12 protein-coding genes and 1 tRNA gene are annotated in these 14,859 nt (G+C 73.1%); 6 read left to right on the top strand and 7 right to left on the bottom strand.

The genetic code is table 11. The annotated features are described in order from the left end of the window. Positions 1-3: 3 nt before the first annotated feature. Entirely contained in the window at positions 4-1,338 is a 1,335-nt protein-coding gene (locus tag QMC84_RS00755; RefSeq protein WP_300370622.1) for a M20/M25/M40 family metallo-hydrolase, read from the bottom strand. A gap of 79 nt (positions 1,339-1,417) precedes the next feature. Between QMC84_RS00755 and QMC84_RS00750 the strand changes: the two genes are divergently transcribed. After that, a tRNA-Leu gene (locus QMC84_RS00750) sits at positions 1,418-1,503 on the top strand. A gap of 174 nt (positions 1,504-1,677) precedes the next feature. Here the strand turns inward: QMC84_RS00750 and QMC84_RS00745 are convergent. The 3 genes from QMC84_RS00745 to QMC84_RS00735 form a co-directional block, all read right to left on the bottom strand. Further along, positions 1,678-3,510 (bottom strand): long-chain fatty acid--CoA ligase, encoded by a 1,833-nt coding sequence (locus QMC84_RS00745; RefSeq protein ID WP_300370619.1) that lies wholly within the window; start codon positions 3,508-3,510, stop codon positions 1,678-1,680. A gap of 52 nt (positions 3,511-3,562) precedes the next feature. Next, entirely contained in the window at positions 3,563-4,153 is a 591-nt protein-coding gene (locus tag QMC84_RS00740) for a GNAT family N-acetyltransferase (protein ID WP_300370616.1), read from the bottom strand. A gap of 62 nt (positions 4,154-4,215) precedes the next feature. After that, positions 4,216-5,931: a long-chain-fatty-acid--CoA ligase gene (locus tag QMC84_RS00735; RefSeq protein ID WP_300370613.1), complete on the bottom strand. Its 1,716-nt coding sequence runs from the start codon at positions 5,929-5,931 to the stop codon at positions 4,216-4,218. 152 nt (positions 5,932-6,083) lie between these two features. On the opposite strand from QMC84_RS00735, the gene QMC84_RS00730 reads away from it, so the two are divergent. Then, positions 6,084-7,772 (top strand): CHAP domain-containing protein, encoded by a 1,689-nt coding sequence (locus tag QMC84_RS00730; RefSeq protein ID WP_300370610.1) that lies wholly within the window; start codon positions 6,084-6,086, stop codon positions 7,770-7,772. Positions 7,773-7,812: 40 nt separating this feature from the next. On the opposite strand, the gene QMC84_RS00725 is transcribed toward QMC84_RS00730, so the two are convergent. The 3 genes from QMC84_RS00725 to fadD1 all read right to left on the bottom strand — a co-directional run bounded on the left by QMC84_RS00725 (position 7,813) and on the right by fadD1 (position 11,441). Then, positions 7,813-9,333: an LCP family protein gene (locus QMC84_RS00725; protein ID WP_300370607.1), complete on the bottom strand. Its 1,521-nt coding sequence runs from the start codon at positions 9,331-9,333 to the stop codon at positions 7,813-7,815. An 87-nt stretch (positions 9,334-9,420) separates the two neighbouring features. Continuing rightward, a complete protein-coding gene (locus QMC84_RS00720; RefSeq protein WP_300370604.1) occupies positions 9,421-9,798 on the bottom strand; it encodes a hypothetical protein in 378 nt (125 codons plus the stop codon). Between the two features lie 50 nt (positions 9,799-9,848). Further along, complete coding sequence (fadD1, locus tag QMC84_RS00715) at positions 9,849-11,441, bottom strand: fatty-acid--CoA ligase FadD1 (RefSeq protein WP_300370601.1); 1,593 nt, start codon at positions 11,439-11,441, stop codon at positions 9,849-9,851. 101 nt (positions 11,442-11,542) lie between these two features. On the opposite strand from fadD1, the gene QMC84_RS00710 reads away from it, so the two are divergent. The 4 genes from QMC84_RS00710 (at position 11,543) to QMC84_RS00695 (ending at position 14,834) form a co-directional block, all read left to right on the top strand. Then, positions 11,543-12,754, top strand: a complete 1,212-nt coding sequence (locus QMC84_RS00710; RefSeq protein WP_300370598.1) for a hypothetical protein — start codon at positions 11,543-11,545, stop codon at positions 12,752-12,754. Between the two features lie 38 nt (positions 12,755-12,792). Then, entirely contained in the window at positions 12,793-13,416 is a 624-nt protein-coding gene (locus tag QMC84_RS00705; RefSeq protein ID WP_300370595.1) for a sulfite oxidase-like oxidoreductase, read from the top strand. Further along, on the top strand, positions 13,413-14,114 hold the full coding sequence (locus QMC84_RS00700; RefSeq protein WP_300370592.1) for an FAD-binding oxidoreductase: 702 nt from the start codon (positions 13,413-13,415) through the stop codon (positions 14,112-14,114). Before QMC84_RS00705 ends, QMC84_RS00700 begins: the two co-directional genes overlap by 4 nt. 126 nt (positions 14,115-14,240) lie before the next feature. Continuing rightward, positions 14,241-14,834, top strand: a complete 594-nt coding sequence (locus QMC84_RS00695; protein ID WP_300370589.1) for a LysR family substrate-binding domain-containing protein — start codon at positions 14,241-14,243, stop codon at positions 14,832-14,834. Positions 14,835-14,859 lie beyond the last annotated feature (25 nt).

Raw genomic sequence — 14,859 nt, 5'->3', positions numbered from 1 at the left:
CGCTCAGACCTCGTCGAGGAACCGGTCGAGGACCCGCGCGCCGAACTCCAGCGCGTCGACCGGCACCCGCTCGTCGACGCCGTGGAACAGCGCGGTGAAGTCCAGGTCCGCGGGGAGCCGCAGCGGCGCGAAGCCGTAGGAGCGCAGCCCGAGCCGGCGGAAGTGCTTGGCGTCGGTGCCGCCGCTCATCAGGTACGGCGCGACCACGGCCTCCCCGTCCTCGGCCAGGAGCGAGCGGGTCATCGCGTCCACCAGGTCGCCGTCGTACGGCGTCTCCCAGGGCTGCTGGTGGCTCAGGTGCTCGACCTCGATCCCCTCGCCGACCAGCTCGGCCAGGGTCGCGAAGAACTCGTCCTCGAAGCCCGGCAGGAAGCGTCCGTCCACGTGCGCCGTCGCCTCGGTGGGGATGACGTTCACCTTGTAGCCCGCGCCGAGCATCGTCGGGTTGGCGGTGTTGCGGATCACCGCACCGAGCATCCGGGCGGCGCCGCCGAACTCCTCGACCAGCGCGGCGGCGTTCTCCGGGGTCGCCTCCGTGCCGGCCAGCTCGGCCACCGCGGCGAGCAGCGTGCGCATCGTGGGGGTGAGCCGCACCGGCCAGTCGTGCGTGCCGATCCGCGCGACCGCTGCGCTGAGTCTCGTGACGGCGTTGTCGGGGTTCATCATCGACCCGTGACCGGCGCGGCCCCGAGCCGTCAGCCGCATCCAGGCCATCCCCTTCTCGGCGGCCTCGATCAGGTAGACCCGTCGACCGCGCACCGTGGCGCTGAAGCCACCGACCTCGCCGACGGCGTCGGTGCAGCCCTCGAGCTCCTCGGCCCGCTCGTCGACCAGGACCTGGGCGCCACGGTGGCCGCCCGCCTCCTCGTCCGCGGTGAAGCACAGCGTGATCGGCCGCTCCGGCACCCGCCCGGCCCGCTGCCGGGCCCGCACCACGGACAGCAGCATCGCGTCGAAGTCCTTCATGTCGACCGCCCCGCGGCCCCAGAGGTAGCCGTCCTGGATCTCGCCGGAGAAGGGATGGACCTGCCAGTCGTCGACGGCGGCGGGTACGACGTCGAGGTGGCCGTGCAGCAGCAGCCCGCCCTGCTCCGCCGCGGACCCGCCCCACCGGGCCAGCACCGAGGTGCGCCCCGGCTCGGACTCGTGCAGCCGCGCCTCGATGCCCACCTCGTCGAGCAGCGCGGCGACGTACTCGGCGGCCTTGCGCTCCCCCGGACCCTCCTGGTCGCCGTAGTTGGAGGTGTCCATCCGGATCAGGTCGCGGCACACGTCGACGACCTCCGCGGCAGGGTCGTGAGCGGCCTGCGCGGGGTCGTTGCGGGGGTGCTGGGCCATGGCCCCAGCATGACACCCAGGGGTGCCGATGCCGATGCGAGGAATGCCCGTCCCCTTTGCTACAGTTCCACCCGCACTCGTCCGGGTGGCGGAATTGGCAGACGCGCTAGCTTGAGGTGCTAGTGCCCGTATTAGGGCGTGGGGGTTCAAGTCCCCCCTCGGACACCGATCAAGGCCCCTGTCCCGGCTCTCGCCGGGGCGGGGGCTTCTGCGTGGCGGCCCTCGGACCCGATGCCAACACCCTCTCCGGCAGCGGCAGCGGCACGGTCGACGCCGCCCGCGGCTGCCGCGCCCGATCGCGCTCCGCAGCAGCCAGGCAGCCAACCCGGCGGGCGGCTCTCAGGCGGGCACGTACATCGAGTCGAGCAGGTCGTGGTAGGCCGTCTCGATCACCTTCCGGCGCACCTTCATGCTCGGGGTGAGCTCCCCGTTCTCGACGCTCAGGTCGTGGTCGAGGATCCGGAACTGCTTGATCGTCTCCCACCGGTTGAGCCGGCTGTTCAGCTCCGCCACGCAGGCCGCGACGTACTCGTGGACCGCGGGGCTCGCGGCGAGCGCCGAGTAGTCGGTGACCGGCAGGCCCTCGGCCCGGCTCCACTGGGTCAGCGCCTCGGGGTCCAGGGTGATCAGGGCCGTGGCGTAGCTGCGCCCGTCGGCGTGGACGAGCATCTGGCTGGCGAGCGGGCAGACCGCCTTGAAGATGATCTCGATCGCCTGCGGCGCGATGTACTTCCCGCCGGAGGTCTTGATCAGGTCCTTCTTACGGTCGGTGATCCGCAGGTGGCCGCGCTGGTCGAGCTCGCCGACGTCACCGGTCGCGAGCCACCCGTCGGCGCTGAGCACCTCGGCGGTCGCGTCGGGCAGGTGGTGGTAGCCGCGCATCACGCCGGGCCCGCGCACGAAGATCTCGCCGTCGGAGGCGATCCGCACCTCGGTCCGGTCCAGCGGCCTCCCGACGGCCCCGAACGCGACGTCGTCCGGGAGCACCATGCAGGTGCCGGCACTGGTCTCGGTGAGCCCGTAGCCCTCGAGCACCAGCAGGCCGGCCGCGTGGAACCACCGCGCGACGTCGGGTGAGAGCGCGGCGCTGCCGGAGACCAGGAACCGGATCCGCCCGCCGAGCCGGTCCCGGATCCTGGTGAGCACCAACCGGTCCGCCACGGTGTGCTGCGCCCTGACGTACGGCGAGGGCCGGCGCCCCTCGACCCGGCTCCCTGCCACCTCCTCGCCCACCCGGAAGGCCCAGGTGAAGAGGCGGCGCTTCAGGCCGCCCTCCTCCTGGACGGTCTGCACGACCTTGGCGTGCACCTTCTCGAAGATCCGCGGCGGTCCGGCCATGAACGTGGGGCGCACCTCGGCCAGGTTCTCCACGATCCGGTCCAGCCGTCCGTCGACGGCGGTGGGGAACCCGATCTGGAGCTGGACGGCCTCGAGCATCTTCCCGAAGGAGTGCGACAGCGGCAGCCACAGGAACTGCAGGTCCGCGGCGGAGAGGATGCCGAGGTTGTCGGCGGCGGCGCCGATGTAGGTCCAGCACCGGTGCGGCAGCTCGACGCCCTTGGGCTGGCCGGTCGTCCCCGAGGTGTAGATGAGGGTGGCCAGGTGCTCCGGCCCGATCGCGGCGACGGCCCGGTCGACGGCACCGGGGTCCTCGACGAGGCGCCGCGCCCCGAGCGCCAGGAGGTCGTGCAGGCTGAGCACCCACTCCCCGTCCGCCTGCCCGTCGAACGTGATGACGCGGACCAGGTCGGGCAGGTGGTCGCGCCGGGAGCGCAGCTTGGCGATCTGCGTGTCGTCCTCGGCGAACGCGATCCGCGACCCGCTGTCGGCGAGGATGAACGCGACGTCGTCGGCCGTGGTCGTCGGGTAGACGGTGGTGGTCGCCGCACCCGCGCACATGATCGCGAGGTCGGCCTCGAGCCACTCGACCCGGGTGTTGCTGAGGATCGCGACCCGTTCCTCGGGCCGGATGCCGAGGGCCAGCAGCCCGGCGGCGACGGTGCGGACCGTCTCGCCGGTCTGTCGCCAGGTGACCGAGCGCCAACCGGAGCCGTCGGGGAAGCGGAAGGCCTCGCGGTCAGGCGTCGCAGCGACGCGGTCGTAGAACATCCGCGCCAGCGAGACCGCCGGCTCCGGACGCGTGTCGTCGTACGTTGGGGTCGTCGAGGCCACGGTGCCACCCTCTTCCGGACACGATCACCCTTCCCCGGCCACCGGGGCCGCGCTAGAGGATTTCGTCCTCCGCTGCGGCGCGCGCCTCGACCTGGGATCCCGCGCCCGGCTCGCCGCCCGGCCCACCGTCGGACGGCAGCTCGACCACGACGTCGAGCCGGTTCGGCCCGGCCGGCTCGGCGACGGTCGGACCGAGCCGCCGGAGCATCGCGAGGGAGGCGGCGTTGTCGGCGGTGACCGTGGTGACGAGCCGCCTGATGCCGACCGGTCGGCGGCGCATCAGCTCGCCGAGCAGCGCGGTCGCGACCCCACGTCGCTGGAACTGGTCGATCACCGTGACCGCGACATCGGCGGCGTCGCGCTGCTCGGAGTACCGGATCATCCGGGCGACCCCGGCCGGCACCCCGGTGCCGTCCGCGTCGAGGACCACGAGGGCGATCGCGACGTGGTCGACGCCGTCGACCTCGTCGACGAGGTGGTCGAGCATGGTGTCGGTCAGGTGCGGCACCGCGGCGAGGAACCGGTGGAACCGGGTCTCCTCGGAGAGCTGCTCGAAGCCCTCGCGCACGGCCTCGCGGTCACCGGGGCGCAGGTCCCAGATCAGCGCACGAGTGCCGTCGTTGAGCCGCGCCTCCGCGAACACGCCCCCACCTCCCCGCTCAACCTACGCGAGTCACGGGTCCCCGGGCGGGTTTGGGACGCCCGTCACGTCGGCGACGCGGTCTGGTCCAGCCGGGCCTGGAGGTCGTCGCGCACCTGCCGGCGCAGCACCTTGCCGATGACCGAGACCGGGAGTGCGTCGACGGCGTACACCCGGCGCGGCACCTTGTACGCCGCGACGTGCTCGCGGCACCGGGCCCGCACCGCGTCCTCGTCGAGCGACGTGCCCGGCTCGAGGACCACGACGGCGACGACGTCCTCGTCCCCGCGCCCGGAGGGCAGCCCGACGACCGCGGCGTCGGCGACCCCCGGCAGCTGCCGCAGGGCGTGCTCGACCTCGCTCGGGTAGACGTTGAAGCCGCCGGTGATGATCAGCTCCTTGATCCGGTCGACGATGGTGAAGAACCCGTCCTCGGACATCACCACCACGTCGCCGGTGCGGATCCAGCCGTCCGCGAGCACCACCTCCGCGGTCTCGGCGGGGCGCTCCCAGTAGCCGGCGAAGACCTGTGGCCCGCGCAGGAGCAGCTCGCCGGCCTGGCCGGCCGGCAGGTCCTGGGACGGGTCGTGGCGGTCCACCACGCGCACCTGCGTCGACGGGAACGGCACCCCGATCGCGCCGATCCGCCGGGCGTCACCGGCGGGGTTCCCGAGCGCGACCGGCGAGGTCTCGGTCATGCCGTAGCCCTCGACGAGCAGCCCGCCGGTCGTCGACTCCCACAGCGCGGCCGTCTCGGCCGGCAGTGACATCGCGCCGGAGATGGCGTACCGGATCGACGAGAGGTCGACGCCGTGCTCGACGGCGCCCGCGGCGAGCCGCTCGTAGACCGGCGGCACCGCGGGCAGGAAGGTCGCCGGGCGCCGCCGCATCGCCTCGAGCACCAGGTCCACGTCGAAGCGCGGCATCAGCACCAGGGTCGCGCCGATGCTCATCGAGAAGGTCAGGCACAGGGTCAGGCCGTAGGCGTGGAACAGCGGCAGCACCGCATAGACGACCTCCTCCCCGTCCGCGAGCCCGGGCATCCAGGCCCGGCCCTGGGCGGCGTTCGCGCGCAGGTTGCGGTGAGTGAGTACGGCGGCCTTGGGCCGCCCGGTCGTGCCACCGGTGTACTGGAGCAGTGCGACGTCGGCGCTCGTCGGCCGCGGGTGGTCCGCTGCCAGCGCCGGTCCGCGCACGATGCGCTCCCAGCGCCGGATGCCGCGGGCCGGACCGGTCATCGCGGCCCGGGTGCGCGCGGCCCGCGGGACCGGCAGCCGCAGCGCGAGCCGCTTGAGCCGGGGCAGCGCGGACGTGAGGTCGACCGCCAGCAAGGCCCGGACGCCGAGCGGCTCGGCGATCCGGCGCACCATCGGCGCCACCTTGTCCCAGGCGATGACGACCGTGGGCCGGTGGTCGGCCAGCTGGAAGGCCATCTCCTCCTCGGTATAGAGCGGGTTGTGCTCCACGACGACCGCGCGCAGCCGCAGCGTGGCGTAGAACGCGACCACGTGCTGGGGGCAGTTCGGCAGCACCAGCGCGACCCGGTCGCCCGGCGCGACGCCCAGCCGACGCAGGCCCTCCGCCGCGCGGTCGACCAGTTCGCCCAGCTCGGCGTACGTCGTGGTCGCGCCGAAGAAGTCGAGGGCGACGAGCGGGGCGAACCGGGCCGCGGACGCCTCCAGCAGGTCGACCAGGGACTCCTCGGGGACCTCGATGTCCAGCGGCACACCGGGGGCGTAGCTGTCCGCCCAGGGACGGTCGTCGGGTCGCATCGGCCTCATTTCCTCTCGTTCGCAGCCTAATGGCCGATCAGAGGAGTGAGACCACGGGAGAATTACACCGGTGTAAGTTTAACCTTCGTTCTCGGCGTGTCTCCTTGACATTTTCGTCACTTCGTTCCCACGAGGACTCAAATGTCCCTAGACTCCCATCCGTGCCGCTGCGCTCCCGACTGCTCGCGCCCCTGACCGCTGCCCTCGTCGCAGCCCTGGTCACCGGGCTGCTGGTGCTCGCGCCGGCACCCGCCGGTGCGGCAGCGCCCAGCCGGCCGCCGACGGGCAAGGCTGGGGCCCTCGATCCCGACGGCCGGGCGCCCTCGGCCGTCTTCAAGCGCAGCGCCTACCTGTGCATGGGCTACCAGGCCTGCCGCGACGCCGGGATGGGCAATGGCGGCTACGCCTCCAACAACCGGACCATGTACTGGCGGATGTACTCGGGTCACAACTGCACCAACTACGCGGCCTACCGGATGGTCAAGAGTGGGCTGCCGAACGAGCGCCCGTGGTCCGGCGGCGGCAACGCGACGTTCTGGGGCAGCTCGATGTCGAGGGTCACCGACGGCACCCCGCGGGTCGGCGCGGTGGCGTGGTGGCGCGCGAACACCGGGCCGGCCGGGTCCTCGGGACACGTCGCGTACGTGGAGCGGGTCGTCTCCGCCGACGAGATCGTGATCTCGCAGGACAGCTGGGGCGGCGACTTCTCCTGGGCGGTCGTCACCCGCGGCAGCGGCAACTGGCCGAGCGGGTTCGTGCACTTCAACGACAAGGCGCTGCTCAACACCGCCGCCCCCGTCGTGACCGGGACCGCCAAGGTCGGCGCGGTCCTCAGCTCGACCGCGGGCACGTGGCGACCCGCGTCGGCCACCGTCGCCTACCAGTGGCTCGCCGACGGCCGGCCGATCAAGGACGCCGTCGGCGCCAGCCTCAAGCTGACCCGGGCCCGCCTCGACCAGGTCATCACGGTCCGCGCGACCGGCTCCCAGCTCGGCTACCCCACCGCGTCGGCCACCTCCACGCCCACCGCGCCCGTGCAGCCCGGACAGCTGCGGAACCTCTCCGCGCCCACGATCAGCGGCGAGGCGAAGGTGGACTCCTCGCTGACGCTCTCGCCCGGCACCTGGAACCCGGAGCCCGCGCTCGCCTTCCAGTGGCTCGCCGACGGGCAGCCGATCGTCGGGGCCACCGGCACCACCCTCGACCTCGGGCCGGAGCTGGTCGGCCGGGTCATCACCGCCCAGGTGACCGCGACCCGCGAGGGGTACGAGGCCGTCACCGCCGCGGCCGCCCCGACCGTGCCGGTCGCCCCCGGCACGTTCACCGTCACGACCGCGCCGAGCCTGGACGGCACCGCACGCCTCGGTGAGACGCTCACCGTCGACCCGGGCCTGTTCCGCCCCGCGGACGCCGAGGTGCAGGTGCAGTGGCTGCGCGACGGCGAGCCGGTCCCCGACGCGACCGGCACGACGTACCAGATCTCCAACCTCGACCTCGGCACTCGGCTCTCCGCCCGGATCACGCTGACCAGCGCGGGCTACACGACCACCACCCTGGACACCCCGCGGTCCGCACGAGTGAAGAGCGACCCGCGGATCCGGGTGGCCGTCGACCGCAGCGCCCGCCGGGTCCGGGTCACCGTCACGGTGACCGCACCGGGCGTCAGCGAGGTCACCGGGCCGGTCGTGGTCCGCCTGGCCGGGATCTCCCAGGAGGTCACGCTGCGCCACGGCTCGGCGAGGGTGACCTTCAAGGGCCTGCCGGCGGGCAAGCGCACGATGACGGTGCGGTACGCCGGCAGCGAGTTGGTCAAGCGCCTGGTCACCACGCGGACGGTGCGGGTCGGCTGAGCGGCCCGGGTGAGACGTCCGGGCCGGCGCCCGGTCGCGGTCAGCCCTCGGGGTGGTAGCCGCAGGCGTCGTCGGTCCGCACCGCCCGATCCGGGTCGTCCTTGGCGCCGCCGCCCGAGCGGGGCCCGAGCGCCTTGGCGACCACCGACTGCATCCAGGTGTAGTCGGGATCGCCGGAGAAGAACTGCTCCGAGCTGACGAAGGCCACCGACCGGGTCTTCTTCTCCTGGACCTTCAGCGCCAGGTCGACGAACGCCGGCATCAGCCGGCGGGGCACGTCGGTGCGCAGGATCTCCTCGCCTGCCTTCGCGAGGTCCTGGTAGCGGCGCAGCACGTTGAGCGGGTCGGCCTCGTCGATGATCGCGCTCACCATGCAGCGCTGGCGCAGCATCCGGTCGTAGTCGTCGGACCCCCAGCGCCCGCGGGAGTACCAGAGCGCGTGGAAGCCGTCGAGATGCTGGTCGGGCCCGGGCTGCAGGTAGCCGGTCGGCGGGATGTTGAGGTCGGTGTTGCCGTTGATCGCGATCGGCTCGTTGATGTTGACCGTCACGCCGCCGATCGCGTCGACGAGCTGCTGGAAGCCGAGCAGGTTGATCAGCACGTAGTAGTCGACGTGCGTGCCCAGGCTGCCGGCGACCGCCTGCTTGACCGCGTCGGCACCCTCGTTCTCGGAGTCGCCGAGGATGTGCGGGTAGAGCGCGGGCACCTGGCCGTAGATCGCGTTCAGCATCCAGCTGCCGGGGTCGCCCGCGCCGCGGAAGCCCTCAGGGAAGGCGTCGTGCAGCGGGCTGTCCGGGGGGAACTGCGCGTTCATCATGTTGCGGGGCAGGCTGAACATCACCGACCTGCCGGTGTGGGTGTCCATGCTGAGCAGGATCACCGAGTCGGTGCGGATACCGGTGCGGCCGACACCGCCGTCGCCGCCGAGCAGCAGCACGTTCACCTGGTCCCGCCCGGCCCAGGGGTCCTCCTCGGTCACCCCCTCGGGGGTGGTCTGGGTCTGCTCGTCGTCGAAGACGGTGGCGACGAAGTGCGCCTGGGTCATCGCGATCCGCACCGTCTGGAACGCCGGCAGCGCGACCAGGACGCAGAGCAGTGACACGACGAGGGCCCCGAGCCCGCCCTCGAGGCGGCTCATCCCCCGTGGCCGGGCCATCGCGTAGGTCGTGACCACGACGAAGGCCCAGACCAGGAACGCGAGCGCGAGCACGACCGCAGCCGCCCGCAGGCGGGCGGGATCGAAGGCGAAGTCGACGAGCCGGTGCAGGTCGCGTGCGTACAGGCCGACGAGGGCCAGGCCGGCGAGGAAGGGCAGCAGCACGACGTACCCGAGCCGGCGGCGGGTCCACAGGTAGCCGGAGCCCGGCACGGCGGCGCCGAGGATGGTCACGCCGAGGGCGCCGGCGAGGGTGCGGGCCCGGCGGAACACCCGCGGGTGGCGCCGCGCGCGGTGCCGGGCCGCGTGCCGACCCTGGGACCGGGCGGACCGGGCGCGCACGGGCGGGGGTGCGGGCACCTCCGGGCGCGCCTCGGGCGCGACCGTGCCGCCCGGACCCGCCATCTGCACCCTCCCGGCGCCTCGAAATCCGGGACGAGGCTACCCGAGCGGGCCGGTCGGGTCCGTGCCGGCGCGAGCGCGCGGCTCAGGTCACCGCTCGTCCTCGAAGGCGACCGAGGTGGACGGGGCCGGGGCGCCGGCGTCGATGGTGCTGCTCGGGACGTGCTCGATGGTCGCGCGGACCCGCGGACGCTCGCGATCCGTGCCGCCCGGGCAGTACACGCGGACCAGCTGCGTGTCGGTCGGCGACACCGCCGCGGCGTACCCGTCGCCGGCGAGCGCGGCGAGCACGGTGGCCGGGTCCTGGCCCTCCGGCACCCGGTAGTCGAGGGTGGGCGTCCCGGGCGCGTTGATCTCGTCCGCGGTGTGCTGGCGCCGGCGCGCGAGCGGGACGACGATGAGCGCGACCGCTGCCAGCACGACCAGCAGGGCGAACGCGATCACGAGTCCGGTCAGGCCACCACCCATGCCCGCCCGGTGCCCCGTCGACGGCGGCGCAAACCCCTGGCCGACCGGGCTCAGGCAGGGACCTCCGCGCCGGCGGCGACGTACGCCGTCCCGCGCTCGTGGCGGGTCCACAGCACGCCGTCGCCGGCGGTCGGTCCCTGGGCGGCGAGCTCGCGCTTGAGCACCTTGTTGGTGGCGGTGCTCGGCAGGTCCGGGGCGATCCGGACGAACCGCGGCCAGGCCTTCGCCGAGAGGTCCGGCTGGTCGGCCAGGAGCCGCTGCAGCTCGGTGGGCTCGAGCTGCGCGCCGTCCTGGAGGACGAGCGCGGCCATCACCTGGTCGCCGACGTTCGGGTCCGGTACGGCGTACACCGCGACCCGGTTGACGACCGGGAGCCGCTGCAGGATCCGCTCGATCGGCGCGGCCGCGAGGTTCTCACCGTCGACCCGCATCCAGTCGGCGGTGCGTCCGGCGAGGTAGATCCAGCCGTCGGCGTCGCGGTAGGCCAGGTCGCCCGACCAGTACATGCCGTGCCGCATCCGCTCCTCGTCGGCCGCGCTGTCGTTGTAGTAGCCGCTGAAGTAGCCGGCGCCCTGGGTGTTGACCAGCTCCCCCACCGCGCGGTCGGCGTTCACGAGGGCGCCGGTCGCGTCGAACTCGGCGACGGCGCACTCGGTGACCGTGTCGGGGTCGTAGATCGCGACGCCGTCGGCGCCGCGGCCGATGGAGCCGCGCGGGGTGCCGGGCTCGCGGGTGATGATGACGGCGAGCTCGGTCGAGCCGAAGCCGTCCCAGACCTCGCACCCGAACCGGCGGCCGAACTCCTCGATGTCACGGTCGCTGGCCTCGTTGCCGAACGCGATCCGCAGCGGGTTGTCCGCGTCGTCGGGCCGCTCCGGGGTGGCGAGCACGTACGCGAGCGGCTTGCCGACGTAGTTCAGGTAGGTGACCCCGTACCGACGGACGTCGCCGAGGAACCCCGACGCGCTGAACCGCGCCGGGACGATCGTCGACCCGCCGCAGGCGGCCACGCTCCAGCCGGCGACGACGGCGTTCGAGTGGAACAGCGGCATCGAGACGTAGCAGACGTCGTCCGGGCCGAGCCCGAAGCGGCCCTGCAGGTTGAGGCCGGCGAAGAGCACCATCAGGTGGTTGACCTGGACGGCCTTGGGCTCGCCGCTGGTGCCCGAGGTGAAGATCATCATGAACGTGTCCATCGCCCCGACCTCGCGGTACGGCGTCAGGCCGGCCGCCCCGGCGACGAGGTCGGCCCACTCGTCGGTGGAGGTGTCGAGCACGCGCACCCCGCCGAGGTCCAGGCCCTCGAGGAGCGGCCGGTGCTCGGCGTCGGTCACCAGCAGCTGGCACTCCGCGCGACGGATGTCCGCGAGCAGCCCCTCCCCGCGGCGGGTGTTGTTGATCCCGCAGAGCACGTAGCCGCCGAGCGCCGCGCCGGCCATCGCGCGCAGCATGTCCGGGGTGTTGGCGAGCAGGGTGCCGACGTGCAGCGGCCGGTCCGGGTCGGCGATGCCGATCAGTGCGGACGCCACCGCCTCGGACTCGGCCACGTGCTCGCGCCAGGACCAGCTCTCGTCGCCGTACCGGACGCCGGGGTGGTCGTCCTCGGCCCGCTCCCTCAACAGCTGCTGGACGGTCTCCGCCACGTCGCCTCCCTCATCGCCTGGCATCGTCTGACGCGCGTCAAACTAGGCGAGGATCGGCTATTCTGCAACACGTTCTAGTTTCGAGGGTTCCTGGAGGCTCGATGCCCAGCCGCTACGCCGGCCTCTCCCGGGCCGAGCTCGCCACCCTCGTCCCGGAGCTGCTGCTGATCGGGCAGCTGATCGACCGCTCGGGCATGGCGTGGTGCATCTCCGCGTGGGGCCGCGAGGAGATGGCGCGGATCGCGATCGAGGAGTGGGCCGGGGCCAGCCCGATCTACACGCGGCGGATGCAGCGGGCGCTGCGGTACGAGGGCACGGACGTCGTCACGATCTTCAAGGGCCTCCAGCTCGACATCGGGGCGCCGCCGCAGTTCATGGACTTCCGCTACGAGGTGCACGACCGGTGGCACGGCACCTTCCGGCTCGACCACTGCGGTGCGCTCATGGACGTGGAGCCGATGGGCGAGGAGTACGTGGTCTCGATGTGCCACGACATCGAGGACCCGACCTTCGACGCCACCGCCGTGGCCACCAACCCTCGGGCCCGGGTCCGGCCGGTGCACCGTCCGCCGCGCATCCCGGCCGACCGGCATCCGCACTGCGCCTGGACCGTGACGATCGACGAGTCCCACCCACCCGTCGAGCCGCTGGCGCCGTACTTCACGATCGAGCGGACCCGGGCGGCGGCGGTCGAGCTGGACCCGATCGACGCCGCTGACGAGGGCGCGCCCGACTACGCCGGCCCGTTGCTCGGCGACGTCGACTTCGCCGCGTTCTCGCACTCCGCCCTGGTCCGGATCGCCGACGAGGTGTGCCTGCAGATGCACCTGCTGAACCTCTCCTTCGGGCTCGCGGTGCGCCGCCGGGCCGCGGACGCCGACCAGGCCCTGGACGTCGCCACCAAGCAGCTGGTCGGCATCGCCGGGGTGGCCGCCGAGCGGATCGCCCGCGCCCTCCACCTCGACGACCCGCTGCGGGTGCTCGAGCTGCACCCGCTGCTCAACCCGGCGGCGTACGTCGCCGCCACGGTCACCGACGAGGCGGTGCTCGTCGAGCCGTCCCCCGCCGCCGCCGACGGCGCGTGGATCGCCCTGTGCGGACCCGGCCGGGTGCGGCCGCTGCAGGCGGTCGTGCAGACGCTCGACCCCCTGCTCGACGTCGCGGTGGAGGGGACCGCGGAGCGGTGGACGGTCCGCCTGGCCCGCCGGACGGCGCCGGCCCCGGAGCTCGAGGAGGTCGCCGTCACCCGGTTCAGCACGGGCGCGTCGTTCGCGTTCGAGCCACGGCGGTCCCTGCCCATCACGCCGGTCTAGGGCATCCGACCGATTGGGCCGGGGACCATACTGGAGGGGTGCCGATCACCCGAGGCTTCACCGGCAACCGCCGCCGCGAACGCCCCGACCGGCTGCCTCCCGGGCAGTACGACACCGGCAGCTCCTGGCCGACCCTGACCGCGGAGGCCACCCCCAGCGGGTCCCTGGAGCAGTGGACCGAGCGGTGGCGGCTGCGCGTGGACGGGCTGGTGGAGAGTCCCCAGGAGTGGTCCTGGGCCGGCGTCCACGCGCTGCCGCGCTCGTCGTACGCCGGGGACATCCACTGCGTGACGACCTGGTCGAAGTTCGGCATGACGTTCACCGGCGTCAGCGTCGACACGCTGCTCGAGGCCGCGCGCCCGCAGCCCGAGGCGAGATTCGTGCTCGCCCACTCCACGACCGGCTACACGACCAACCTGCCGCTCGAGGACGTCACCGGCGGCCGGGCCTGGGTGGCCTGGGAGGTCGACGGCGAGCCGCTCCCCCGCGGCCACGGCGGCCCGGTCCGGCTGATCGTCCCGCACCTGTACTTCTGGAAGTCCGCGAAGTGGATCACGCGCCTCGAGCTCCTCGCTCGCGACCAGCCCGGCTTCTGGGAGCAGAACGGCTACCACGACCGCGGCGACCCCTGGCTCGAGCAGCGCTACCAGGGCGACCCGTGACGGGACCGGCCCCGGCCGGCGGCTGGACGGTGGGCAGGATCGTCGAGATCGACCACCCGACCGACCGCCTGGTCCGGCTGCGGCTGCATGTCGACGACCGCGTGGACCACCTGCCCGGCCAGCACTACGTGGTGCGGCTGCGGGCGCCGGACGGCTACACCGCCCAGCGGTCGTACTCGGTCGCCTCCGACCCCGACGACCCGCTCCTGGAGCTCATGGTCGAGTGCCTGCCAGGCGGCGAGGTGTCCGGGTTCCTGCACGACGTCGCCGAGGTCGGCGACGTGCTCGAGTTGCGCGGGCCGATCGGCGGCTGGTTCGTCTGGGAGGGCGACGTGCCCGCGGTGTGCCTCGCCGGCGGGTCCGGCGTGGTGCCGGTCGTCGCGATGACCCGCTACGCCCGACGACTCGGGATCGAGGACCGGCTCCGGGTCGTGGTGGTCGCCCGCACCTGGGAGCAGCTCCCCTACGCCGCCGAGCTGAGCCGGTACGGCGCCTTCGTGGCCTTGACCCGCGAGAACCTGGGCGAGCGGGTCGCGGCCCCGCCGTACCCCTCCGAGCTGGCGGCGTACGTCGCCGGCGCCGGGCGGGCCTACGTGTGCGGCTCGGTCGGGTTCGCGACGTACGCCACTCGCCTGTTCGAGGAGGTCGGCGTCGCCACCGACACGATCCGCGTGGAGCAGTTCGGCGAGACCGGCTGAGGCGTCCCCGCGTCCGGCCGTCCTGTCGTTTGGTCACCAACGACAGCCCGGAGCGCCCCCGGTCTGCGGTTGGTGACCAAACGACACGCGGACCCGGCGGAGGGTGACCGACCGTAGGGTGGGCGGGTGAGCGAGGCGTTCGGACACTTCCGGGTGGGTTTCGTGACCGGCGCGACCCCGGACAAGTGGGCCCGCACCTGGCGCGCGCGGTACTCCCGCGACCCCCTGGAGCTGGTGCCACTCGATGAGGAGGAGCAGGAGGCCCGGGTGCGCGAGGGCACCCTCGACATGGCGATCGTGCGGCTGCCGATCGATCGCGACGGGCTGCACTGCATCCCCTTGTACGACGAGCTCCCGGTCGCGGTGATGGGCGCCGAGCACGTCCTCACGCTCGCCGAGGAGGTCACCACCGCCGACCTGGTCGACGAGCAGCTGGTGCTGCCCCATGCGTCGGGCTGGACCCCCCGGGCCGAGCAGCTGGGGTGGCCGCCGATGACCGTCAAGGACGCCGTCGAGGTCGTCGCCTCCGGCACCGGGGTGGCGATCGTGCCGATGTCGATCGCGCGGTTGCACCACCGCAAGGACGCCACCTACCGGGTCGTCACCGACCTGCCGTCGACGACCGTGGGGCTGGCCTGGCTGATCGAGAACGAGGACCCGTGGGTGCAACGCTTCATCGGGATCGTGCGCGGCCGGACGGAGCGCAGCTCCCGAGGGTGAGCGGGCTCACCGTTTCATCACCGCG

This window comes from Nocardioides sp., from assembly GCF_030019515.1.
In the GTDB taxonomy this organism is placed as follows: Bacteria; Actinomycetota; Actinomycetes; order Propionibacteriales; family Nocardioidaceae; genus Nocardioides.
Note: the sequence above shows the minus strand (reverse complement) of the source record. Positions and strands in the feature narration are given on the sequence as shown.

Excerpts from the sequence above, each read along its gene's own strand:
- QMC84_RS00725 (WP_300370607.1), bottom strand. The coding sequence starts at position 9,333 with ATGGCGGGTCCGGGCGGCACGGTCGCGCCCGAGGCGCGCCCGGAGGTG.
- QMC84_RS00735 (WP_300370613.1), bottom strand. The coding sequence starts at position 5,931 with ATGAGGCCGATGCGACCCGACGACCGTCCCTGGGCGGACAGCTACGCC.
- QMC84_RS00755 (WP_300370622.1), bottom strand. The coding sequence starts at position 1,338 with ATGGCCCAGCACCCCCGCAACGACCCCGCGCAGGCCGCTCACGACCCT.
- QMC84_RS00710 (WP_300370598.1), top strand. The coding sequence starts at position 11,543 with ATGCCCAGCCGCTACGCCGGCCTCTCCCGGGCCGAGCTCGCCACCCTC.
- QMC84_RS00720 (WP_300370604.1), bottom strand. The coding sequence starts at position 9,798 with ATGGGTGGTGGCCTGACCGGACTCGTGATCGCGTTCGCCCTGCTGGTC.